Genomic DNA, 23277 nt, shown 5'->3' on the forward strand with positions numbered 1-23277 from the left:
GATGGCCCGGATGACGGGACGTCGGGCGCTGTCCGCCGTCCCCGTCCTGCTGGCCGTGACCTTCGCGGTCTTCGCCGTCGCCGCGGCCTCCCCCTTCGACCCGGTCAAGGCGTACACCGGCACCGCCGGACTCACCGCCTCCCAGGAGAACCTCGACCAGATCCGCGCCAACCTCGGCGTCGACCAGCCGCTCCTCTCCCGCTGGTGGCACTGGCTGACCTCGGCGCTGGCCGGCGACCTCGGCGACTCCAGTGTGCTGCGCCGGCCCGTCGCCGAGGTGATCGGCGAACGCCTCGCCTGGTCCGCGCTGCTCGCCGCCGCGGCCTTCACGCTCGCGATCCTGCTCGGCACCGCCCTCGGCGTCGCGGCGGCCCGCCGCAGGGGCGGACTTCTCGACCGCGCGGCCGGCTCCGCCGCCTACATCCTGGAAGCCGCACCCGCCTTCTGGCTCGGGCTGCTCGCCATCTGGTTCTTCGCGCTGGAACTCGGCGTGCTCCCGGCCGGCGGCCTCACCGACACCGCCGACGACACCGTGACCGCCGGCCAGGTCGCCACCCATCTGGTGCTGCCCGCCGCCGTGCTCGGCATCAGCCAACTGCCCTGGTTCTTCCTCTACGTACGCCAAGGAGTCGGCGACGCGCTCGACGAGGACCCGGTGCGCGGCGCCCGCGCCCGCGGTCTCGGCGAACGCACCGTCCTGCTCGGACACGCGCTGCGCTCCGGCATGCTGCCGATGCTCACCCTCATCGGCTCCCGGATCCCCGAACTCATCACCGGCGCCCTGCTCGTCGAGACGGTCTTCAGCTGGCCCGGCATCGCCGCCGCGACGGTTCAGGCCGCCACCTCCGTCGACTTCCCGCTGCTCGCCGCGCTCACCGTCCTGGCGACGGCAGCGGTGCTCCTCGGGAACCTGCTCTCCGACCTGCTGTACGGGCTCGCCGACCCGAGGGTGGGCTTCGATGGCTGACCTCGCATGGCGCTCACGCGGCCGGACCCGGCGCTCCACGCGCACGGTACGGGTCGTGGCCTCCGCCGCGATCGTCACGGCCGTCGTCCTGGCCGTCCTCGTCGTACCGCCGCTCGTCCGGCTCGACGAACAGGCCGTCGACTTGTCGATGAAGCTGCGACCGCCGTCCTGGGAGCACCCTTTCGGCACCGACGACGTGGGCCGTGACCTGCTGCTGCGCTGCGTCTACGGACTGCGGGTCTCCCTGCTCGTCGGTCTGGTCGCCGCGATCGTCGCCACCGTCGTCGGCACCGCCGTCGGCGCGGCGGCCGCGGCGCTCGGCGGCTGGACCGACCGCCTCGTGATGCGCGTCGTCGACGCCTTCGCGTCCGTGCCGCATCTGCTCCTCGGCATCTTCATCGTGGCCATGTTCCGGCCGGGGGTGTGGCCCGTGATCGTCTCGGTGGCGCTCACGCACTGGCTCTCGACCGCCCGTATCGTCCGCGCGGAGGTGCTGTCGCTGCGCGCGCGGCCGTTCGTCGACGCGGCGATCTCCGGTGGCGCGTCACGGTGGCGGGTCACCGTACGCCATCTGCTGCCGGGCGTCCTGCCCCAGGCGGGCCTCGCCGCCGTCCTGATGGTGCCGCACGCCATGTGGCACGAGTCGGCGCTGTCGTTCCTCGGCCTCGGCCTGCCCACCCACCGGGCCAGCCTCGGCAACCTCGTCCAGACCGCGCGGGGCTCTCTGCTCGCCGGCGCCTGGTGGCCGACGCTCTTCCCCGGCCTCTTCCTGATCGTCCCGACCCTCGCCGTCGCCGGTCTCGCCGCCGCCTGGCGCGACCGGCTCAACCCGCGCCGCCGATCGGAGCTGATGCTGTGACCGTCCTGTCCGTGAGCGGGCTGTCCGTGCGCTTCCGGATGCGCGGCGGGCGGCACGTCGCCGCCGTCACCGACGCGTCCTTCGACCTCGCGGCGGGGGAGTGCCTGGCCCTGGTGGGGGAGAGCGGCTGCGGCAAGTCGGTGCTCGCCTCGGCGCTGCTGGGGCTGCTGCCCGGCAACGCGGAGACGGCCGGGTCCGCCGTCGTCGACGGCATCGACGTCCTCGCGGCGGACGAACGCACCCTCGCGCGTACGGTACGGGGCCGGCGCATCGGGCTCGTACCGCAGAGCCCCGCCGCGCATCTGACGCCCGTACGGACGGTACGCGCCCAGCTGGAGGAGACGCTCCGGGCGCTCACCGGCACACGGAGGAAGGAGCTTGCGGCCGCCACCGAGGCCGCGGCCGCGCGGGCTGCCTTCCCGCCCGGACACCTCGACGCGTACCCGCACGAGCTGTCCGGCGGGCTCGCCCAGCGCGCCGCGACCGCGATGGCGCTCATCGGCGACGCCCCGCTGCTGCTCGCCGACGAACCCACCACCGGGCTCGACCGGGACCTCGTCGACCGCACCGTCGACGAACTGCGGCGCCACGCCGACGACGGCCGTGCGCTGCTCATGATCACCCACGATCTCGCCGCGGCCGAGCGGATCGCCGACCGCGTCGCCGTGATGTACGCAGGCCGTATCGTCGAACTCGCGGACGCCACCGGGCTCTTCGGCCGGCCGGGCCCCCGCCACCCGTACACCCGGGGTCTCCTCGACGCCCTCCCCGAACGCGACTTCACCCCTGTCCCGGGCCTGCCGCCCGCCCTCGACGCACTCCCCGCCGGCTGCGCCTTCGCGCCCCGCTGCCCCCGGACGACCGACGCCTGCGGGACCGCACCGCTCCTCACCGCCGGCCTGGCCTGCCACCACCCGGTGACCCCCGTGGAGACCCGCCATGCTTGAACTCGACCGCATCACCGCCGGATACGACCGCCGCGCCCCCGTCGTCCGGGACGTGTCCCTGAGCGTCGCGCCCGGCGAGGCCGTCGGTCTGCTCGGGCCGAGCGGGTGCGGGAAGTCCAGGCTGGCGCGGGTCGCCGCGCTGTTGCACCGGCCGGACGCGGGCCGGGTCGTGCTCGACGGCGAGGAGGTCCGCGGATGGCGGCACCGCGCGCCGCGGGTCCTGCGCACCGCGATCGGAGTGGTGTTCCAGCAGCCGAGGATGTCCGCGGACCCCCGGCTGCGGCTGCGCGACCTGATCGCCGAGCCCCTGCGTGCCACCGGCCGCCGTGCCGAGGCCGCCGGCCGGGTGAGCGAACTGGCCGCCGCCGTGGGGCTCACGGACGACCTCCTCACCCGCCGCCCCCACGAGGTCAGCGACGGCCAGCTCCAACGGGCCTGCCTCGCCCGCGCCCTCGTGCTGCGCCCGCGCTGGCTGATCTGCGACGAGATGACCGCGATGCTCGACGCGTCCACCACCGCGGCCCTCGTCGGGGTCGTCGAGGACTACCGCACGGCGACCGGCGCGGGCCTCCTCGCCGTCGGCCACGACCGCACCCTCCTGGAGCGCTGGTGCGACCGTACGGCCGACTGGGCCGAGCCGGCACCCACCGCCGCCGCACACGTACCGGCCCACCGCGCCCGGCCAGGGCCCCGGTTGAGCGCCGGATGACGGATGGCCGAACTCTTTCCCGCGACCTGCCCGCCGGAGGGGGACGGCACGGATACTCGCCATGTCCTCGCACTCCCGCCCGCACCACAGAGCCCGGAGGCATCATGGCCCGCACCACCCGTCGCCGTGCCGTCACCACCCTCACTGCCGCCGCCTTCGCCGGAGCCGTCTCCGTCGCCACCGGCTCCGTACCCGCCCAGGCTTCCGGACACCCCGGCGCGGGGCGCCCGTTGCGGCGGGCGCACGCCCACAACGACTACCTCCACGCCCGCCCCCTGCACGACGCGCTGGACCACGGCTTCACCAGCCTGGAGGCCGACGTCTTCCTGGTCGACGGGCAGCTCCTCGTCGCCCATGAGCCGGCGCAGCTCGACCCCACCCGCACCCTCGCCCGGCTCTACCTCGATCCGCTGCTGGCCCGGGTCAGGGCCAACCACGGCTGTGTGTACCGCGGTTACCACCGGCCGGTGCAGCTCCTCATCGACCTCAAGAACGACGGCGCGAACGCCTACCTCGAACTCCACCGCCAACTCCGCGACCACCGGCGCATCCTGACCACCTTCGCCCACGGAACCGTTCGCCCCGGCGCCGTCACCCCCGTCATCTCCGGCGACCGTGCCGCCCGCGCCCCCATGGAGGCCCAGCGCGTCCGCCACGCCTTCTACGACGGACGCCTCGACGACCTCGCCGCCCCCGCCCCGGCACCCGCCTCCTTCATCCCGCTGATATCCAGCAACTGGACCCAGAGCTTCACCTGGCAGGGCGACGGCCCGTTCCCCGACGCCGAGCGCGCACGGCTGAACTCCATCGTCTCCACCGCCCACGCCCGCGGTCAGCGCATCCGCTTCTGGGCCACACCCGACGCCCCGGGCCCCGCCCGCGACGCCCTGTGGGCCGAACTGCTCGCCGCCCGCGTCGACCACATCAACACCGACGACCTCGCGGGCCTGCGGCAATTCCTGCGCGCCCACGACCGGTGAGCCACCACCGGTAACCGCCCTGGTCAACAACCGATTTGACGACCACCCGATCGGCGGACACGCCATTCGTCCGTCCGGCGCCTCCACTCCGCCACACTGGCGCCCGAATGCCGCACACTCCGGGTGCGGCGGAGGGAGGCCGGCCATGGCAATTTCGATCTCGGTGGTGCTTCTGCTGCTCGTCCTCGCGGTGATCTTCCTCCGCAACGGCGGGCTGAAGCTGTCGCACGCGCTGGTGTGCGCCCTGCTCGGGTTCTTCCTCGCGGGCACGAGCATGGCGCCCACCATCCAGGACGGGGTCTCCGCCACCGCCGAGGTGGTCGGCAAGCTCAAGCCCTGACCCTCCGTCCCGCGCCGCTCGGGCCGCTCGGGCCGCTCGCGGCGCCCCGGGCTGCGGGCGACAGGGCGCCTCTCCCGGCGTTCAATGGAACGTATGCATGCCGCGAAGGCCGTGCGACTGCGCCGTAGCCGCTCACTCGCCGTATCGGGCCTGGCCGTACTGCTCACCGCGGCGACGGCCCTGTCCTCGGGTGCCGCCGACCCGGGCCCTTCGCCCAGCCCCACGCCATCACCGTCGGAAGCCGCCCCGAAACCACCCCCGGACCAGCCGCCGCCGCTGCTCACACAGGCCGATGTGGACCGCGCCGTCGCCCGCCTCGACGGCGTCGTGCAGGACATGATGAAGCGGACCGGCGTACCCGGAACCGCCGTAGGTGTCGTGTACAAGGACCGGGTGGTGTACCTGAAGGGTTTCGGCAAGCGGCATGTCGGTGAACCCGCGGCCGTCGGCCCCGACACGGTCTTCCAGCTGGCGTCGCTGTCGAAGCCGGTCAGCTCCACCGTCGTCGCCGGGGCCGCCGGCGACGACACCGGCGTCTGGGACGAGCCGGTCGCCGCACACCTGCCCGGCTTCGCCCTCAAGGACCCCTGGGTGAGCGGCCACGCCACCGTCACGGACCTCATGTCCCACCGCAGCGGACTGCCGGACCACGCCGGTGACCTGCTGGAGGACCTCGGCTACGACCAGGCGTACATTCTCGGCCATCTGCGGTACGAGCCCCTCGCCCCGTTCCGCGCGAGCTACGCCTACACCAACTTCGGCTTCACCGCGGGCGCGGAGGCCGTCGCCCGCACCAAGGGCGTCAGCTGGCAGAAGCTCAGCGAGGACACGCTCTTCGGCCCCGCCGGCATGAACTCCACCAGCACCACCTTCGCCGACTACGCCAAGGCCCGGAACAAGGCCGTCGGGCATGTGAGGAACGCCGACGGCACCTGGCAGGCGAAGTTCGTCCGGGACGCGGACGCACAGGCACCGGCCGGCGGCGTCAGCTCCACCGCGTCCGACATGACGCGATGGCTGCGGCTCCAGCTCGCCGACGGCACGCTCGACGGCAGACGGATCGTCGACGCGGAGAACCTGGAGCACACCCATCTGCCGGAGATCGTCTCGCAGCCGCCGGCCTCCCCGGCGGGCCGCACCGGCTTCTACGGCCTGGGCTGGAACGTCGGCTACGACGACCAGGGGCGGCTCCGCCTCAGTCACTCCGGCGCCTTCGACCTCGGGGCCAACACCAATGTGACCATGCTCCCCGGCGAACGACTCGGCATCATCGTCCTCACCAACGGCCGCCCCGTGGGCCTCGCCGACTCCGTGGCCGAGGACTTCTTCGACACCGCCCAGTACGGGAAGCCCACCCGGGACTGGCTCCCGCTCATCGCCGCGGTCTACGCGCAGGAGGACCGGGCAGCGGTCTCGCCCACCGACTACGCCGAGCCGCCCGCCGTCCGGAAAGCGGCACGCACCGACAGCGCGTACACCGGGACGTACGACAACGCGTACTACGGAAGGGCCGTGGTCACCACGGACGAGGACGGGCTCGTCCTCGAACTCGGCCCCGCACCGAAGCGGTACCGCCTCAGCCACTACGACGGCGACACCTTCAGCTTCGCCACCACCGGGGAGAACGCGGTCGGCCCGACCGGCGTCACGTTCACCTTCGGGGAGGGCAAGAGCGCGGACAGGCTCCGCGTCGAGTACCTCGACGAGACGGGCCTCGGCACTTTCACGCGCCGCTGAACCGCTGAACCGCTGACCGGGCAGTGGCTCCGGGGCCCATGCCGCGTTGTTGCACGGTCATGAAGGACCCATGAAACCCCCCGCGTCTCCATGGACACTTCACGAAGTCGGCTCTAGCGTCGGACGCGGCGCGACTGACGAATCGTCAACAAGGAGTCGCATTGTCCCGAAGAGCGCTGTTCCGCGCACTGGCCCTGACCCTGGCCTTGGCCCTGTACGCCGTCACCGTACCGGCCCCCGCCGCACAGGCCGACGAGATCCCCAAGGCCCCCGGCCACCGCCTCGTGAGCGCCTACGAGGGAGCACCCGCCACCGCCCGCCCCGTTCCGGGCACACCTCCGCCGCAGCATCCGTATCTCGCGCCCAACGGCCGCAGCGGCATGCACGCGGACGCGGCCGGCAGCGGCACCCACCCCTTCCCGGGCCCGCTCGGCGACCACCCGACCGTGACCAGCGAGCAGATCGCCCCGCTCGGCGGCGAATGCGCCACCGCCACCTTCGCCTCGGCCGGCCGACTCGTCACCGTCTGCGGCACGTTCTCCGGCTTCCTGCTCAAGCTCCTCGATCCGCGCGGCCTGGACACGCTCGCCGAGTACCAGCTGCCGCAGCGCCCCTCCACGGTCGAGGCCATCACCCGCCTCGACTTCTCGAAGATCTTCAAGGACACCTCGGGCGGCGCCTACTTCTACCTCGACGACCGGGACCGGGCCGTGCTCGCCGACTCACGCGGACACCTTCTGCGCGTGGCGCACGAGCGGTCGCCGGACGGTTCCTGGCGGTTCGTGGTCGAGGACGACTGGGACCTGACGCCGTACGTCCCGCACGACTGCGTCAGCTGGACCAACCTCCACCCCAGTGGTATCTGCGACCCCGTCACCTCCGTGATGCCCGACTGGCAGGGCCGCATCTGGTGGGTCACCCGGCTCGGCCGCGTCGGCACCGTCGACCCGGAGACCTCGGCCGTCCGCTCGGTGCGGCTTGCGGGCGAGGAGATCCAGAACTCCTTCTCGGTCGCGCAGGACGGCGTCTCGATCGTCTCCGACCACGCCCTCTACAGCTTCGTCGCCGGGTCGGACGGCACCCCGCGCATCCAGTGGCGCCAGACGTACGACCGCGGCACCGGCACCAAGCCCGGGTCCGTCAACCAGGGTTCGGGCACCACACCGGACCTCTTCGGTGACGGCGACCGCTATGTCGCGATCACCGACAACGCCGACGAGCGGATGCACGTCCTCGTCATGCGGCGAGGCACGGACGTCCCGGCGCAGCAGCGGCTGGTCTGCAAGGTCCCCGTCTTCGGCTCGGGCGCCTCCACGACCGACAACTCCCTCATCAGCTGGGGGAACAGCCTCGTCGTGGAGAACAACTACGGCTACGAGAACCCCTTGTCGCTCACCTTGGGCCGCAGCGTCGTCGGCGGCGCCACCCGCATCGACGTACGCGAGGACGGCAGCGGCTGCGACACCGTCTGGGAGAGCGACGTCCGCTCACCGTCCACCGTGCCCAAACTGTCCACCGCGAACGGGCTGCTCTACTTCTACGAGAAGAGGCCCCACGGCCTCGGCATCGACGCCTGGTACCTGACCGCCGTCGACTTCCGCACCGGGCAGCGCCGCTGGAGCCGGCTCACCGGCACGGGACCGCAGTACGACAACAACTGGGCGCCCATCACCATCGGTCCCGACGGCACGGCGTACGCGGGCGTCTTCAACGGCATCGTCGCCGTCCGGGACCGGCAGGCCCCGGGCGACGGGGGCTGAGCGGGGGCCGGAACCGCGGATGCCCGGGGCCGTATCAGGGTGGGCCCCGGGCATCCGCCCGCACATCACGTGATGTTCGGCATCTCGCCCTCGGTCGTCGTGACGTCGATGACGGCGAACGCCGCGCCCTGCGGGTCGACGACGGCCGCGAATCTGCCGAAGGGGCTGCTCATCGGCCCGAACACCGGCTTGCCGCCCAGCTTCTGCGCGGTCGCCACCGCGGCGTCGCAGTCGGGGACGGTGAAGTACACCTGGATGTACGACGGGACCTCGGGCGGGAAGTCCTCGTCGGACATCTTCATGCGGCCCAGTACGGGGTCCGCGCCGAGATCGAAGAGCTTGAAGTCGATGCGCTCGTCCTCCACCGTCTTCGTGCCGTAGCCGAAGACCGCGGGGAAGAACGCGTCGGACTTCTCGGGCTCACGGGTGAACACCTCGGCCCAGCAGAAGGCGCCGGGCACGTTCGTCGCCTGGAAGCCCTCGTGCGTGCCGGGCTGCCACAGGCCGAACGTGACACCGCCGGGGTCCCGGGCGAGGCACATGGTCCCGAAGTCGCCGATCGCCATGGGCTCCATCAGCACGGTGCCGCCGCTGCGCCGGATCTTCTCGGCGGTGGCGGCGGCGTCCGGCGACGCCAGGTAGAGACACCACTGCGAGTGTGCGTCCTGTCCCGGCATGGGCGGAACCACGGCGGCGACCGCCTTGCCGTCCGCGTACGCCTCCGTGTAGTCGCCGTACTCCGACGCCGTCTCGCCGAAGGTCCAGCCCAGGACCTCGCCGTAGAAGGTCTTCGCGCCCTCCACGTCGGTGAACATCGCGTCGGCCCAGATCGGTGTGCCCTCGGGTGCTGCAGCCATGACGATGACTCTTTCTGCCGTCCGGTGGGAGGTCCTACGGGCAACGCTAGTCAGCGCGCCCCTGCCGCGCGCGGTGACGCCGCTGTTCACGCGCGGGAGAAGACCCCGATGCCGTTCGGTACCGGCCGCTCCGCCCCGCCGCTCGGATGGTTACGCACCGTGACCGAACCGGCTCCGGGATCGCGGGTGACCAGCGTCGACGAACCTCCGCCGTCCAGACTGAACGCGTCGACCGACCCGGCCCGCCGCATCACGGCGGCCAACTCGGCGATCGTCAGCCCGGTCCTGAACTCCGGAGCGCCGTCCAGCGCGAGCAGCAGGAGCGTGCGCCCGTCGTCGGCGATCCCGGCCGCCGAGCGCACCGCGGCCGTGTCGGCGTCGAGCCCGGGCAGCGGCGCTCCGCCCCGCAGGACCGGATAGCCGCCCACCGCGAACCGGTACGGCTGGCCGGAGCGCGCCTCGACGAGCCGGTGCCGGATCGTCACGGCGTCACCGACGTGCAGCTTCCGCAGCTCCACCGCCCCGGCCTCCCGGCCGACCAGCACTTCGGCGTCCGCGGCGATGGGACCGCCGCCCGGGGTGGCGGCGGCCGAGACGACACGTCCACCGCGCACGGTCACCTCGTGCGTCACCGTGCTGCACGGCGCCGCCCGGTCGGTGTCCGTACCGCAGGTCGCACGGACCCGTGACACCGAGCCCCAGTCGGAGGTGAACGCCCCGACCGAACCCACGGGCAGCGCGTACTGGTTGAGCCCGCCGAGGGCCAGCTGACCGCCCGGAGTGCGCAGACTGCCGTCGAGGGCCAGCCGGCCGAGTCGTGCCCGGTGCTCGCCGTCCACGCCGATCACCTCACGCGTGGAGGTGCCGGGCGGCAGCACCGGACCGAACCGCTGCCCGTCCGGCACGGCCGCCTTGAGCTCCCGGCCGTCCGCGATCGCGGGCCCCACCGAGGCCCCCGTCGCCTCGACACCGGGATGCTGGGTCTCGGTGATGTTGAAGAAGTCGCCGTTCACCCCGCCGACCGCACCCCTGCCGCCGGCCAGCGTGGACAGCGTGGCCCGCGCACCGACCGCGCCCGGATACAGCAGTCCGACCGAAACCCGCGGATCGTGCAGGTCCACCGACAGCAGATGGGCCCTCGCGGGGCCCTTCGACGCCGCGATGTCGAACTGCCGGTACCGGACGCCCGGCGCGAGCCTCGTCCAAGCTCTCTCCCCGGCCGCTGCCGGGGCGGCGGCCACGAGCCCGGTGGTGGCCAGGACGCCCCAGGCCACCAGCAGGCCGAGAACCGTACGGAACCGAGCATGACGTGCCGTCACTGCGCCCCCAACTGTCCGGTCGACTCTCCTGATTCACCGGAGAGTTGACCAGACGCGGGAGGGCTACGAGCCGACGAGCCGGGAACGGATCAGAAAACGCACCCCTTCGGGTGCCTCGAGTGAGAATCCGCTGCCGCGGCCCTCGACGACGTCGACGATAAGGCGGGTGTGCCGCCACGCCTCGTACTGGCTCGCCGACATCCAGAAAGACACCGGCTCGGTCACTCCTTCGACCGACAGCCGCGTCAGCAGCACATCCGAACCGCCGGTCCTGAACTCGCCCTCCGGATAGCACATCGGCGCACTTCCGTCACAGCAGCCACCCGATTGATGGAACATCAGCGGACCGTGGACGGCCCGCAGCCGCCGCAACAGCTCGGCGGCCGCGGGGGTGAGCTCGACGGGCGGAGATCCGTTCGGGTCCACCATCGGAACCCCCTCTCGGCGTGTCGGTGCCCCAGCCAACACCGCGCAACGTTGCGAGGCGGTTGCATGCCCCGTCCCACGCGTGCAGCCGGCCGCGGGGTACGTCGCCGACGCGGGCCGTCAGCCCTCCAGGCGCTCCAACAGCCCCGGCAGACCGGCGAAGGAATCCACGACGTGGTCCGGCGAACCCGACGCGGCCCGGTGCGTTTCGGGACGGTACTTCCCCGTCCTCACCAGAACGCCGGTGAGTCCGTGGCGCTGGGCGGCGAGCACGTCGGACTCGATGTCGTCGCCCACCATGAGCGTTTCGGAGGCATCGGCGCCGAGACGGGCCAGGGCGGCCGCGAAGAAGGGGCCCGCGGGCTTCCCCGTCACCTCGGCCTCGACACCGGCCGCCCGCTCCAGGCCCGGCAGAAAGGCGCCCGAGTCGAGGTCGAGCCCCGACGCCGTACGCCAGTACAGATTGCGGTGCATGGCCACCAGATGGGCGCCCCGCTGGAGATGGGCGAAGGCGCGATTGAGCGCCGCGTACCCGAACTCCGGCCCCGCGCCCCCGACGACGACCACGTCGGCGACACCCTCCTCGTCCGGGCCCATGACGGTGACACCCGCGAAGTCCTCCCCGATGTCACCGCTGTTGAGCAGCAGACAACGCGCCCCGGGGAAACGCTCGGTGAGATAGGCGGCGGTCGCGACGGGGGCGGTGAGGACGTCGTCGGCGGTGACCGGGAAGCCGGCCTCGGCCAGCACCGTCGCGATGGAGTTCCGCGTGCGTGAGGTGGTGTTGGTGAGCAGCGCCAGGCGAAGGCCCCGCTCCCGCAGTCGCTCCAGCGCCGTGACCGCGCCCGGAAGGGGCTCCCAGGACACCGTGAGCACACCGTCGATATCGATCAGGACCGCGCCGACCCGCTGCATGAGCTGACGGTACCGAGGGCCGGTGGGCGGACCAAGCAGATCCGCCGCGCCCGGCCCGGGCCCGCGCCCGGGCCGGGCATGCGTCCGCGGTGTGAGCCCGGCTCGGGACACGGGCTCACACCGCGGGTCTCAGGTGCCGACCCGGCCGTCCGTCACGGCGCGGGGTCGAGCACGACCGGCAGCTCCACGAGGCCGCGGAACGCCGGGAAGGGGACCTCCATCCACTTCGGCCCCGCCGAGGGATCGGCAGGCGCGATCCTCGGGAACCGGCTGAACAGGCCGGTGAGGGCCAGTTGCATCTCCAGCCGGGCCAGCGGCGCGCCCAGGCAGTAGTGACTGCCGTGGCCGAACCCCAGATGCGCGCTCTGCGCGTTCCCCGGTCGTGTCACGTCGAACTCGTCCGGGGAGTCGAACTTCAGCGGGTCACGGTTGGCCGAGAGGAGCGCGATCTGCACGAGGGCACCCTTCGGGATCCGCGTACCGCTGATCTCCAGGTCCTCGGTGGCGAACCGGAACGTCGCGCTCTCCACCGAGCCGTCGTAGCGCACCAGCTCGTCCACGGCGGGTCCGACCAGCTCCGGGTTCTCCTGCACGGCACGCAGCTGTGCGGGATTGGCCAGGAAGTGGTACACGGCGTTGCCGATGAGGTACGCGGTCGTCTTGTGACCCGCGAACATCAGCAGGAACGCCGTCGAGACCAGCTCGTTCTCCGTGAGGCCGCCGTCCTTGTCCTGGGCCTCGGTGAGCGCGCTGAGCAGGTCCTCGCCCGGGCTCCTCCGCTTGCGCGCGATGAGCTCGGTGAAGTAGGCGTGGAGATCCTCCTCCGCCTTCTGCTGGGCCCGCTTGGACTCCTCGCTGAAGCCCGTCTGCGCCACCGTGGTGGACAGCCGCTGCATAACGGACCGCTCCTCGGGCGGTACGCCGAGCAGCTCGCAGATCACGGTGATCGGCAGCGGGAACGCGAACGCGGGCAGCAGATCCACCGGCTCCCGGGTCGGGCATGCGTCGAGCAGCTTCCCGACGATGTCCTGGATCTTCGGCCGCAGCGCCTCCACACGGCGCGGCGTGAACTCGGAGTTGACGAGCTTGCGCAGCCGCGTGTGCTTGGGCGCGTCGGAGTTGAGCATGTTGTCGTCCAGTGCCACCGACGAGTCACCGAAGATCCTCCGGTACGCGTCCATGGCCCCGTACATGTCCTTGCTCAGCCGGGGATCGGACAGGGCGGCCCGGGCGTCCTCGTACCGTGTGATCAGGTACGTCTCGATGCCGTGCGGCGGTTTCATCGGGCAGACGGGCGCGGTGTCCCGTAGGTGTGCGTAGACCGGGTGCGGGTTCCGCCGGAACTCGGCGGTGCACTGCTCGGCCGCGGCGACGGGGTCTTGCGTGGTGGTCACGGACGGCTCCTGAGGTCGAAGAGGGCCTCGGCGTTGCCGCCGAGGATGCGCTGCTGCGACGCCTTGTCCACAGGCAGCTTCTCGATCATGCGGATGAGGTCCTCCAGCGGTGCGGACATCGGCGGCGAGTCGCTGCCGAAGAGCATCCGCTCGGGCCCCAGGACCTCCGCGTTGAGACTCAGGTGCGCCGGGCTGAACGGGCTGGTGTCGACGTACATGCGCTGCAGTGCGGCGCCGGGGTCGGCCGACCGCGGGCTCGACGGCGGGGGACCGCCCGCCGGGGCGGCGGGCCGCCCCGACGGCGCTTGCGACGGCGCTCCGGACGGAGGGCCCGAGGGCGCCCCCGAGGGCGCGCCCCCGCCCCAGTGACGGGGGCGCGCCGCCGTCTGCAGGCGCTCCGGCAGCAGCGCCATCGCGCCGCCGCCGGTGGCGCCGATCAGCCGCAGACCGGGGTACCTGTCCAGCCATCCCGCGAACGCGATCATGGCCATGGCCGTGCCGACATCGCCGAACCGGCCGATCTGCTCGACGAAGCCGATGTCGTCGACCCGCTCCGTGCCGATGGGTTCGGCCGGGGCGTGGACCATGACCGGCACTCCCGCCTCGGCGGCCAGCGCGAAGAAGGAGTCGGACCGCGGCGAGCCGAGCAGCTCGCCGTGGACGCTGGAGGGGGTGATCAGGCCGACGAAGGCGGGGTCGGCCAGGGTCTCCCTCACCCCCTCCAGATGATCGTCGTCGCCGAACGGGTTGGCGTAGACGTATCCGCGCAACTGGTCGGGGAACGAGGCGATCAGCCCCGACATCCAGGCGTGGAAGCCACGGAGCCGGTCTCGCGGCTGCTTGAAGTTGTCGACGCCCGGGACCCGTGCCATCGCGCCGGCGCCCACCGGGCTGCCGATGATGGTGAGGTCGATCCCGGCCTGGGCCCGTGCGGCGAGCATTCCGTCCACGTCGGTCAGGCTGGGGGGCATGGGGAAGCGTTCGGCCGCCTCCGGTGGGGACAGATGTCCGTGGATGTCGATGATCATGTGTGGCTTCCCGGTTTCGGTGTGAGGGCGCGGGTGACCGCGGCACAGTCCTCGTCGCCGAGTCCTTGCTCGGTGGCGCGGACGTGGGTCTCCGCCGCCGCGGCGGCGAGCGGCAGACGCAGTCCGGCCGCCTCTGCCTGCTCAGAGGCGAGCATGAGGTCCTTCGCCATCAGGCGCAGCCGGAAGTCCGGCTCGTCGAAGCGCCCGGTGGCCAGGCGCCTGGACTTGAACGCCATGACCGGGGAGGCGAAGCCGCTGCCCGCGATCGTCTTGAGAACGAGCCGCTTGTCGAGACCGGAGGCGGCCGCCAGTTCGGCGGCCTCGGCCAGGGCCTGCACCTCTATACCCATGAGCAGGTTGAGGAGCAGTTTCATCCGCATGCCGGAACCGAGTGCGCCCAGATGGACGACCTCCTTGCCCAGCATCTCCAGCAGCGGCCGGCCGGCGGTGAACACCCGCTCCTCGCCGCCGACGAACAGCCGCAGCTCGCCGTCGCGGGCGTGCTCCCGGTTGCCGAGCATGCCCACGTCCATGACGGAGGGCGCGTTCCCGGCGATGCGGACGACCTCCTCGGGGGCGACGGTGCTGGCGCAGATCAGGGCGCCGGGGTAGTCGCCCCTGGCCAGGACCCCGTCAGGGCCGCGCAGTACGGTGCCGAGGGCCTCACCGTCGGCGACGGTGCAGATCGCGGCGCTCGTTCCCTCGACGGCCTCGCTCGGACGGGCCGCGGCGAAGGCGCCGGCCCTGGCGAGCGGTTCTGTCCGCTCGGGGGTACGGTTCCAGACCCGTACCTGTATGCCCTGGTCGAGAAGGCGGGTGGCAAGGCCCGTGCCCATCGTGCCGAGGCCGAGGACGGCGACGGGGCCGTTGGTGGTGCGCGTCATGACGTCTCCTTCACGGTCTCCTTGACGACCCGGAACCGCAGCGACTGCGTCGAGTCGACCCATTTGCGAAGCGGGGCCACCAGCGCGCGGTGGTCCTCGCTCTGCTGCCAGGCGAAGAAGTGTTCGGGAGTCTCCCATTCGCTGGTGATGACCCACTGGCGGGAGTCGTCAACGGGCTCTCCCAGCCTCTCGATGATGTGACCGGGAGTTCCGGCGACGGATTTCCGGAGCTTCTCGTACATCTCCAGGAATCCTTGCTCACCGCCCTCGATCACACGGACCGCGAAAACCACGGACAACCTTTCGGCCATCTGGCCGTTCTGCACAGTGCCCATGTCTCCTCCTGATGGTGAGATCTGGCAGGACACGCTTTCTAAGGACTCATGGCGCCAGTAGCCACGCAACTCCAATGGGTGCACGACCCAGTGGGGACAAGGGCTTTCCCTTACTGGTTAGACCGTCCGGGTGAGTCCGGAAGGCCCCCTGGGCGGGGCGGATTTGAGCTGGGCCGAACGTGCTTACGGGTGCGGGGGACGGCCCGTCGGTCGAGGCCCTTCAGGCGATCGGATCCCGGTTGCAAGCCGTTGGGGGCACATTCCCCGGCGCATCGGGAGGACACGTTCCCGCGCATGCGACGACGTGATCAAGAGGGCCTATGAACTGTTACCGCTCGTGATGTGTGTGCGCGGGCATTCGGCAGTTCCTCGACCACTCCCGGGAGTCGTAGATGTCCGTAGCCCCATCCCCAGGAGGGTCGGATCCCGCGCTCGGCAGGGCGCGCTCCGTTCCCCGGACCCGGACGCTGTCCCGGTCCCGGCGCTACGTGTCCTGGGCCCTCGGGGCGCTACTGGTCCTGGGGCCGGTCCCGGCGGCGGTGGCGGCACCCGCCGACACGAAGCCGGTGACGGCGGAACCGACGAGGGCCGAGGCGGCGACGGCCGAGCAGAAGGCAGCCAAGGCGGACGCGGCCAAGGCGGACGCGGCCAGGTCGAAGAAGCCGAGCGCGACGAAGCCGAGCGCCAAGAAGCCGGGCGCGGGGAAGCCGAAGCCGCGGCCGAAGCCGCCGCGCTTCCCCTCGACTGCTCGGGCAACACCATCTACGCCCTGCAGAACGGCGCCAGTGCCTCGGACGACGGCACCCTGCTCGCCCTCAACGCGAGCACCCTCGCCGGTCCCACACCCACCGTGACGGCGACCTTCGTCAGCAAGATCCCCCAGGGCGGCATGACCAACGCCCTCGGGATCCTCCCGGGCGGAACAGGCGCGTATCTCGTCAACCGCACCGGCACGGCGTCGTCCATCGTCGTGCACGGATACGACGCCGCCTCCGGCACCTGGACCAAGTACCCCGGGACCACCCCCGGCGACGGGGTCGTGGTCGTGGCCGGCGCGATCGACCCGGCCAGCCGCATCTACTACTACGCCGCCCTCGGCACCGGCACGACCACCACCCCGGGCAAGGTCACCGTCTACGGTTTCAACACCCAGACGAACACCGCGATCCCCGGCGTGATCGCCACCTTCGACCTGCCCATCACCAGCCGGTTCAGCGCCAACGGGGACATCGCCTTCGACGCGTCCGGCAACCTCTACATCGTCACCTCGGCGAACAGCTCCAACAACGCGGCGATCGGCGTGGTCCCCGGACCGCTCCCCACCACCGGCTCCGCCACCGGGGTCGCGCTGACCGACACCCTGCTGACCACCATCAACAACCCCCAGCAGCGTCAGTACAACGGGATCGCCTTCAACAACAGCGGTGAGCTCTTCATCGAGTTCAGCTCCCCCGCACCGTCCACCGCGACCTTCCTGCAGGCCGTGAACCCCAACAACGGCGCGCTCATCGGCCAGGCGAAGCAGCTTTCGGACACCACCTTCGCCTCCGTGGACCTCGGTGCCTGCTCGACCAATCCGACGCTGACGCCGCAGAAGAACATCGCCGGCCGGTTCGCCACGTCGACCACCTCGAACGACCAGTTCGAACTGTCGATCACGGGTGGCGGCATCAGCAGCGGCAACACCGCCACCACCACCGGCACCACCACCGGCACCACCACCGGCACCACCACCGGCGTCCAGTCACCGGCCGCCGGACCCGTCATCGGCGTGGCGAACACGACGTACACGCTGACCGAGACCGCCGTGTCCGGCGGCAGCCTCGACAACTACACATCGACGTACGCCTGTGTCGACACGGCCAACGCCAACGCACCCGTCACCTCGGGCACGGCCACCTCGTTCGAACTGCACTTCCCCGCCACCCAGCAGGGGGCGAACAGCCCCCGCATCCTGTGCACCTTCACCAACACACCGAAACCGGCGGCCCCTTCGCTGACGTTGGCGAAGTCCGTGGAGCCGGTGTCGGTGACCGCGGCGGGGCAGGTGGTGACGTACCGGCATGTGGTGACGAACACGGGCAATGTGACGTTGTCGGGTGTGGCGGTGAGCGAGACGGTGTTCTCGGGGACGGGTACGGATCCTGAGGTGTCGTGTCCGGGGACGTCGCTCGCTCCGGGGCAGTCGATGGAGTGCACGGCGACGTACGGCGTCACGCAGGCGGATGTGAACGCGGGGGAGATCGAGAACACGGCCGAGGCGACGGGCACTCCGCCGTCGGGCCCGGCGGTGACCGACACCGCGAGTGCGTCCGTCACCGCCCAGCAGACTCCGGTGCTGTCACTGGTGAAGACCGTCGTCGGGGACGGCGGCCCCTTCCGTTCCGGCGAGATCCTCACGTACTCGTACCTGGTGCACAACACGGGCAATGTGACGCGTTCGCCCTGATCGCGGAGCTGACCGTGGTGAAGACGGTCTCCCCGTCCGTGGTGACGGCCCCGGGCCAGCGCGTGGACTACCGCTTCGTGGTGACGAACACGGGGAACGTGGCACTGGCGAACGTGACGGTGAACGAGACCGCCTTCACCGGATCCGGCCCACGGCCGGACGTCTCGTGCCCCGACGCCGCCCTCGTGCCGGGTGAGCAGATGACCTGCACGGCGAACTACGAGGTCACCAACGAGGACATCCGCGCGGGCTCCGTGCAGAACACGGTCACGGCCACCGGCACACCGGCCGGGCTTCCCCCGGTGACCTCGCAGCCGTCGAGCGCCACGGTGACCACCCCCGGGCATCACGGTGCGGTGCTGAAGCTGAAGAAGTCGGCCTCGCCGAGCAAGGTCACCCGGCCCGGCAAGCGGGTCGAGTACCGCTTCGTCGTCGAGAACACCGGCACGCAGGCCCTGACCGATGTGCGGGTGGAGGAGACGGAGTTCACCGGGAAGGGCCGCGATCCCGAGGTCTCCTGCCCCGGCACTTCCCTCGCGCCGGGCGAGCGGATGACCTGCACGGCGTCCTACGAGGTCACCAAGGGCGACATCCGGGCGGGCTCGGTGAAGAACACGGCCATCGCGACGGGCACGCTGCCCGCAGGCTCCGAGGTGACGTCGAACCGGTCGAGCGCCAAGGTGACCACATCGAAGGGCCACGGGGACCACGACCACGACCACGATTCCCACGACAAGAAGCGGCCCGATCACCACCGGCCTTAGCACCACGGCCTGACCACCACCGGCACGGACAAGGGCCGGGTCCTCGACACACGTCGAGGACCCGGTCCCTGTTCGTACGGTCGCGGCCCCGGCGGCGTGACACAGCGGCGAGGACGCCGTGTCAGGGCCGGGCCGAGGACGTCAGCCGTTCAGCGCCGCCGCCACCACGGACCGGGCCTCCTCCTGCACCTGCGTGAGGTGTTCGGGCCCGAGGAAGGACTCGGCGTACACCTTGTACACGTCCTCGGTGCCCGAAGGGCGTGCGGCGAACCAGGCGTTGGCCGTGGTCACCTTGATGCCGCCGATGGCCGCACCGTTGCCCGGAGCGTGCGTGAGCACGGCAGTGATCGGTTCTCCGGCGAGGGTGTCGGCCGTCACCTGGTCGGCGGAGAGACGGCTCAGTACCGCCTTCTCCTCGCGGGTCGCGGGGGCGTCGAGGCGCGCGTACGCCGGTGCGCCGAACCGGTCGGTGAGCGCGGCGTAGTGCTCGCTCGGCGTCCGCCCGGTCACGGCCAGGATCTCCGAGGCGAGCAGGGCCAGCAGGATGCCGTCCTTGTCGGTGGTCCACACCGAGCCGTCGCGGCGCAGGAAGGAGGCCCCGGCGGACTCCTCGCCGCCGAAGCCGATGGTGCCGTCGGCGAGCCCGTCCACGAACCACTTGAAACCGACCGGTACTTCGACCAGTTCACGGCCGAGGTCGGCCGCCACCCGGTCGATCATGCCGGACGACACCAGCGTCTTGCCGACGCCGGTTCCGGCCGGCCACCGGTCCCGGTGGTCGAAGAGATACGCGATGGCGGTGGCGAGGTAGTGGTTGGGATTCATCAGCCCGCCGTCGGGGGTGACGATGCCGTGCCGGTCGGCGTCGGCGTCGTTGCCGGTGGCCACCTGGAAGCGATCGCGCCCCTCGATCAGCGACGCCATCGCGTACGGGGAGGAGCAGTCCATCCGGATCTTGCCGTCCCAGTCCAGCGTCATGAACCGCCAGGTGGGATCGGTGTGCGGGTTGACGACGGTCAGATCGAGGCGGTGCTCCTCGGCGATGCGGCCCCAGTACGCGACGGACGCGCCTCCCAGCGGATCGGCGCCGATGCGCACTCCCGCGGCCCGCACGACGTCCAGGTCCAGCACGGACGGCAGGTCGCGCACATAGGCGCCGAGGAAGTCGTACCGCCCGGTGGTGGGCGCGGCCAGCGCCCGGCTCCAGGGCAGCCGCCGTACGTCCTTCAGTCCGCCGGTGATGATCTGGTTGGCACGCTCCTGGATCCAGCCGGTGGCCTCGGAACCGGCGGGCCCGCCGTTCGGGGGGTTGTACTTGAAACCGCCGTCGGACGGCGGATTGTGCGAGGGCGTGACCACCACGCCGTCGGCCAGGCCGGAGTCGCGCCCGCGGTTGTGGGCGAGGATGGCGTGCGACACGGCCGGGGTGGGGGTGTAGCCGTCGGCGGCGTCGATGAGCAGGGTGACCTCGTTGGCCGCGAAGACCTCCACGGCGGTCACCCGGGCGGGCTCGGAGAGCGCGTGGCTGTCGGCGCCGAGGAACAGCGGCCCGTCGGTGCCCTGTTGGGCGCGGTACTCGCAGATCGCCTGGCTGGTCGCGGCGATGTGGTCCTCGTTGAAGGCGGTGGCGAGGGAGGACCCCCGGTGTCCCGACGTGCCGAAGGCGACACGCTGGGCGGGGTCGGCCGGATCGGGGTGCAGGGCGTAGTACGCGGTCACCAGCCGAGCCACATCGATGAGGTCCTCCGGCCGGGCCGGCTGTCCCGCGCGCTCGTTCGGCATGCGCCCTCTCCTTCGCGTCACTCGGTGCGATCAGTGCACGAGTCATGATCGCCTGTCGGTCGTGTTTCGTCCGGTTGCCCCTCCGCGGGACCCTCCGGTGAAGCCTCCAGGCAGACATGCCCACCGTGGGGACGTACACCCGTGGCGGGTGGTGGTTCTCCCGGGCCGGCCGCCGGCCGGGGGACCGGGCGGGCGCTCTCGTCCCTCGCCGGCAACTGCCGGGTATTCAAGGGTTCTTGTGAGAACTCGTGGAGCACGGGGCGTTGACCAGTGCGCATGCGGCTGCCAGACTCGCGGGGCGGTAATTGGTTTAGACCACCTTCGTCATCTGTGTGTGCCCATTGGAGACACCATGAGAACGAGCAGGATCGCGCGGGGCGCCCCGCTCGCGGCCGCGTTCACCGCCGCCGCCCTCGGGCTGGGCGACCTGACACCGCCGTCCGACGTCGCGTCACTTCCCGTCGCCTCGGCCCTTCCCGCCGTCGTACCCACTCCGCAGTCCCTGACCCGTGCCGGTGAGGACATCGTTGTCACCCGCCGGGTCGTCCTCGTCGCCGACGAGGACACCGACCCGGCGGCCCGGGCCCGTCTCGTCGAGGTCCTCAAGGCCCACGGCGCGGCACGCGTCGACGTCACCGGGCCCCGCACGTCCGCCCCGGCCTCCTCGCGGGACCTGACCGTGCTGCTGGGACCGGCGTCCCGGCCGGACATCGCCGCGGCCCTGGGCACCACCCGCGTCCCGGCACAGGCCGAGGGCCATGCGATCCGGGTGGGCGTCGGCCGGCACGCTCCCGGCGTGGTGGCCCTCGGAGGCCATGACGCCGCCGGGCAGTTCTATGCGGTGCAGACCCTGCGCCAGCTCTTCCGCCCCGCCACGGGACCCCGCTGGAAGATCGCCGGGGTCCGGGTCAGCGACCATCCCTCCATGGCCCTGCGCGGCACGATCGAGGGCTTCTACGGGCAGCCCTGGACCCACCAGGAGCGCCTGGACCAGATGGACTTCTACGGCGACGTGAAGGCCAACACCTATGTCTACGCCCCCAAGGACGACCCGTACCACCGCGGCAAGTGGCGGGACCCGTACCCGGCGGACAAGCGATACGAACTCGGCGAACTCGTGCGCCGCGCCGGCGAGAACCACGTCCGGTTCACCTTCGCCGTCTCTCCCGGCGAGTCGATCTGCTACTCCGACCCCGCCGACCGCGAGGCGCTCAAGGCCAAGCTCCAGGCCCTGTACGACCTCGGCACCCGCGCGTTCTCCATCCCGCTGGACGACATCAGCTACACCAAGTGGAACTGCGAGGGCGACGCCACCAAGTTCGGCGCCCCCGGGCGTGCGGCGGCCGCCGCGGCGCAGGTCGATCTGCTCAACGACGTCCAGAGGAACTTCGTCGCCACCCACGAGGGCGCCCAGCCCCTCCAGATGGTGCCCACCGAGTACGGCGACCTGACCGACACCGCGTACAAGCAGACGATGCGGGCCGAACTCGCGCCCGAGGTCGTGGTGATGTGGACCGGCACCGACGTCGTCCCGCCCAGCATCACCAACGCACAGGCGGACGCGGCGTCCACGCTCTTCGGCCGCAAGGTGTTCGTCTGGGACAACTATCCGGTCAACGACTTCGGCAACACCAGCGGCCGACTGCTGCTCGCCCCGTACGACAAGCGCGAGGCCGGTCTGTCCGAGCATCTGAGCGGCATCGTCGCCAACCCGATGAACCAGCCGTACGCGAGCAAGGTCGCCGTCTTCGGCGCCGCCGACTTCGCCTGGAACGACCGCGCGTACCGGGCGGGTTCCACGTGGTCGCGGGCGATGTCCTATCTCGCGGGCGGTGACCGCAGGGCGACCGAGGCCCTGCTCGTCCTCGGCGACCTCGAACATCTCGCGCCCACCTTCGGCTCCACCCCCTGGCAGAGCCAGGCGCCGCGGCTCGCCGCCGAGGTCTCGGACTTCTGGGCCGCCTGGGACGGCGCCGACCGGGACAAGGCGATCCGTTCGCTGCGCGGCTACGCAGAGGAGATCGAGCGTGCGCCGGCCGTCATCCGCGGCGGCGCGGTGCAGCGGGGGTTCGTCGCCGACGCCGGCGCCTGGCTCGACGCCACCGAGCTGTGGGGCCGGGCGGCGGTGAAGATGATCGACGCCCTCGCCGCCAGGAACGACGGCGACAAGGACCGGGCCGACAGCCTGGTGGCCGAGTCCCGTGCGCTGCAGAGCCGGGCCAGGGCCGTACGGACCGTCCCGGCCCGCAACACCTGGGGCGAGGTCCAGCCCAAGGTCGGGGACGGCGTTCTCGACACGTTCCTGGCGCAGGCCGACGTACGGATCAGCCTGTGGGACGTCGCCGGAGGCGGCCACAACCTCGCCCTCGCGGGTACCGCCACCGCGTCCGGTGTGGAGCAGGACCTCGACCGGTTCACGGCCGCCAAGGTCAACGACGGCGACCCCGGCAGCCGCTGGGCGTCCGGATACAGCGACGACTCCTGGGTGCAGATCGAGCTGGCGGCCCCGGCGCGTGTCGCCGCGGTCACCCTCGCGTGGGAGTCCGCCTGCGCGTCGGAGTACGCCGTGCAGACGTCGACCGACGGGACCGCCTGGACGACCGTCGCCACCGAACGTCCGGAGTCCTGCGGCAACGACGTCGTGCGACTGCCCTCCGGGAGTGAGCCGGTCCGCTATGTACGGATGCAGGGAGTCGAGCGCGCGACGACCTGGGGCTATTCGATCTACGAGTTCGGCGTCTACGGCGCCGTTGATCGATCCGGGTGACCGTGTCCGGTGACCGAGCCCGGTGATCCGACCGGGTGCACTGGCCGGGTGATCAACG

General features: G+C 71.7%; 21 protein-coding genes. 11 read left to right on the forward strand and 10 right to left on the reverse strand.

The features are described 5' to 3' along the window. Nucleotide 1 precedes the first annotated feature (1 nt). The 8 genes from OG766_RS32885 (at nt 2) to OG766_RS32920 (ending at nt 8299) form a co-directional block, all read left to right on the forward strand. A complete protein-coding gene (locus OG766_RS32885; RefSeq protein WP_328727003.1) occupies nt 2-967 on the forward strand; it encodes an ABC transporter permease in 966 nt (321 codons plus the stop codon). Then, nucleotides 960-1826 (forward strand): ABC transporter permease, encoded by an 867-nt coding sequence (locus OG766_RS32890; protein ID WP_266385209.1) that lies wholly within the window; start codon nt 960-962, stop codon nt 1824-1826. Before OG766_RS32885 ends, OG766_RS32890 begins: the two co-directional genes overlap by 8 nt. A 38-nt stretch (nt 1827-1864) precedes the next feature. Beyond that, complete coding sequence (locus OG766_RS32895) at nt 1865-2773, forward strand: ABC transporter ATP-binding protein (RefSeq protein WP_328727563.1); 909 nt, start codon at nt 1865-1867, stop codon at nt 2771-2773. Beyond that, nucleotides 2766-3482 (forward strand): ABC transporter ATP-binding protein, encoded by a 717-nt coding sequence (locus tag OG766_RS32900; protein WP_328727004.1) that lies wholly within the window; start codon nt 2766-2768, stop codon nt 3480-3482. The genes OG766_RS32895 and OG766_RS32900 overlap by 8 nt, the downstream gene beginning before the upstream one ends. Nucleotides 3483-3586: 104 nt before the next feature. Continuing rightward, the gene (locus OG766_RS32905; RefSeq protein ID WP_266385203.1) at nt 3587-4462 is read left to right on the forward strand and encodes a phosphatidylinositol-specific phospholipase C/glycerophosphodiester phosphodiesterase family protein; all 876 of its coding nucleotides are present in this window, start codon (nt 3587-3589) and stop codon (nt 4460-4462) included. A gap of 145 nt (nt 4463-4607) precedes the next feature. After that, a complete protein-coding gene (locus tag OG766_RS32910; protein WP_266385200.1) occupies nt 4608-4802 on the forward strand; it encodes a hypothetical protein in 195 nt (64 codons plus the stop codon). Between the two features lie 93 nt (nt 4803-4895). Continuing rightward, on the forward strand, nt 4896-6539 hold the full coding sequence (locus OG766_RS32915) for a serine hydrolase (RefSeq protein WP_328727005.1): 1644 nt from the start codon (nt 4896-4898) through the stop codon (nt 6537-6539). Between the two features lie 161 nt (nt 6540-6700). After that, a complete protein-coding gene (locus OG766_RS32920; protein WP_443045575.1) occupies nt 6701-8299 on the forward strand; it encodes a hypothetical protein in 1599 nt (532 codons plus the stop codon). 65 nt (nt 8300-8364) lie between these two features. Here the strand turns inward: OG766_RS32920 and OG766_RS32925 are convergent, their stop codons facing one another. The 9 genes from OG766_RS32925 to OG766_RS32965 form a co-directional block, all read right to left on the reverse strand. Beyond that, nucleotides 8365-9156, reverse strand: coding sequence for a VOC family protein (locus tag OG766_RS32925; RefSeq protein WP_266385192.1), 792 nt, complete (start codon nt 9154-9156; stop codon nt 8365-8367). Between the two features lie 86 nt (nt 9157-9242). After that, complete coding sequence (locus tag OG766_RS32930; RefSeq protein WP_266385189.1) at nt 9243-10475, reverse strand: phosphodiester glycosidase family protein; 1233 nt, start codon at nt 10473-10475, stop codon at nt 9243-9245. A gap of 63 nt (nt 10476-10538) precedes the next feature. Continuing rightward, nucleotides 10539-10904 (reverse strand): DUF779 domain-containing protein, encoded by a 366-nt coding sequence (locus tag OG766_RS32935; RefSeq protein WP_328727006.1) that lies wholly within the window; start codon nt 10902-10904, stop codon nt 10539-10541. A gap of 117 nt (nt 10905-11021) precedes the next feature. Continuing rightward, nucleotides 11022-11816 carry an HAD-IIA family hydrolase gene (locus tag OG766_RS32940; protein WP_266385183.1) on the reverse strand — a complete coding sequence of 265 codons (795 nt, stop codon included), beginning with the start codon at nt 11814-11816 and terminating at the stop codon, nt 11022-11024. A gap of 152 nt (nt 11817-11968) precedes the next feature. Beyond that, nucleotides 11969-13210 carry a cytochrome P450 family protein gene (locus OG766_RS32945; RefSeq protein ID WP_266385181.1) on the reverse strand — a complete coding sequence of 414 codons (1242 nt, stop codon included), beginning with the start codon at nt 13208-13210 and terminating at the stop codon, nt 11969-11971. After that, nucleotides 13207-14238, reverse strand: coding sequence for an amidohydrolase family protein (locus OG766_RS32950; RefSeq protein WP_328727007.1), 1032 nt, complete (start codon nt 14236-14238; stop codon nt 13207-13209). The genes OG766_RS32945 and OG766_RS32950 overlap by 4 nt, the downstream gene beginning before the upstream one ends. Beyond that, on the reverse strand, nt 14235-15122 hold the full coding sequence (locus OG766_RS32955; RefSeq protein WP_266385177.1) for an NAD(P)-dependent oxidoreductase: 888 nt from the start codon (nt 15120-15122) through the stop codon (nt 14235-14237). Before OG766_RS32955 ends, OG766_RS32950 begins: the two co-directional genes overlap by 4 nt. Beyond that, nucleotides 15119-15457, reverse strand: coding sequence for an antibiotic biosynthesis monooxygenase family protein (locus OG766_RS32960; protein ID WP_266385176.1), 339 nt, complete (start codon nt 15455-15457; stop codon nt 15119-15121). The genes OG766_RS32955 and OG766_RS32960 overlap by 4 nt, the downstream gene beginning before the upstream one ends. Before the next feature lie 484 nt (nt 15458-15941). Continuing rightward, nucleotides 15942-16145 carry a hypothetical protein gene (locus tag OG766_RS32965; RefSeq protein WP_328727008.1) on the reverse strand — a complete coding sequence of 68 codons (204 nt, stop codon included), beginning with the start codon at nt 16143-16145 and terminating at the stop codon, nt 15942-15944. A gap of 162 nt (nt 16146-16307) precedes the next feature. Here OG766_RS32965 and OG766_RS32970 point away from each other — a divergent pair, with 162 nt between their 5' ends. Next, a complete protein-coding gene (locus OG766_RS32970) occupies nt 16308-17906 on the forward strand; it encodes a DUF7507 domain-containing protein (RefSeq protein ID WP_328727009.1) in 1599 nt (532 codons plus the stop codon). Between the two features lie 14 nt (nt 17907-17920). Then, complete coding sequence (locus OG766_RS32975; protein WP_328727010.1) at nt 17921-18670, forward strand: DUF7507 domain-containing protein; 750 nt, start codon at nt 17921-17923, stop codon at nt 18668-18670. A 141-nt stretch (nt 18671-18811) separates the two neighbouring features. Here the strand turns inward: OG766_RS32975 and pgm are convergent, their stop codons facing one another. Next, nucleotides 18812-20452, reverse strand: a complete 1641-nt coding sequence (gene pgm / locus OG766_RS32980) for a phosphoglucomutase (alpha-D-glucose-1,6-bisphosphate-dependent) (RefSeq protein WP_266385168.1) — start codon at nt 20450-20452, stop codon at nt 18812-18814. Between the two features lie 352 nt (nt 20453-20804). Between pgm and OG766_RS32985 the strand changes: the two genes are divergently transcribed. Further along, nucleotides 20805-23219, forward strand: a complete 2415-nt coding sequence (locus OG766_RS32985; RefSeq protein WP_328727011.1) for a beta-N-acetylglucosaminidase domain-containing protein — start codon at nt 20805-20807, stop codon at nt 23217-23219. Nucleotides 23220-23277 lie beyond the last annotated feature (58 nt).

This window comes from Streptomyces sp. NBC_00259 (assembly GCF_036181745.1).
GTDB lineage: Bacteria > Actinomycetota > Actinomycetes > Streptomycetales > Streptomycetaceae > Streptomyces > Streptomyces pratisoli.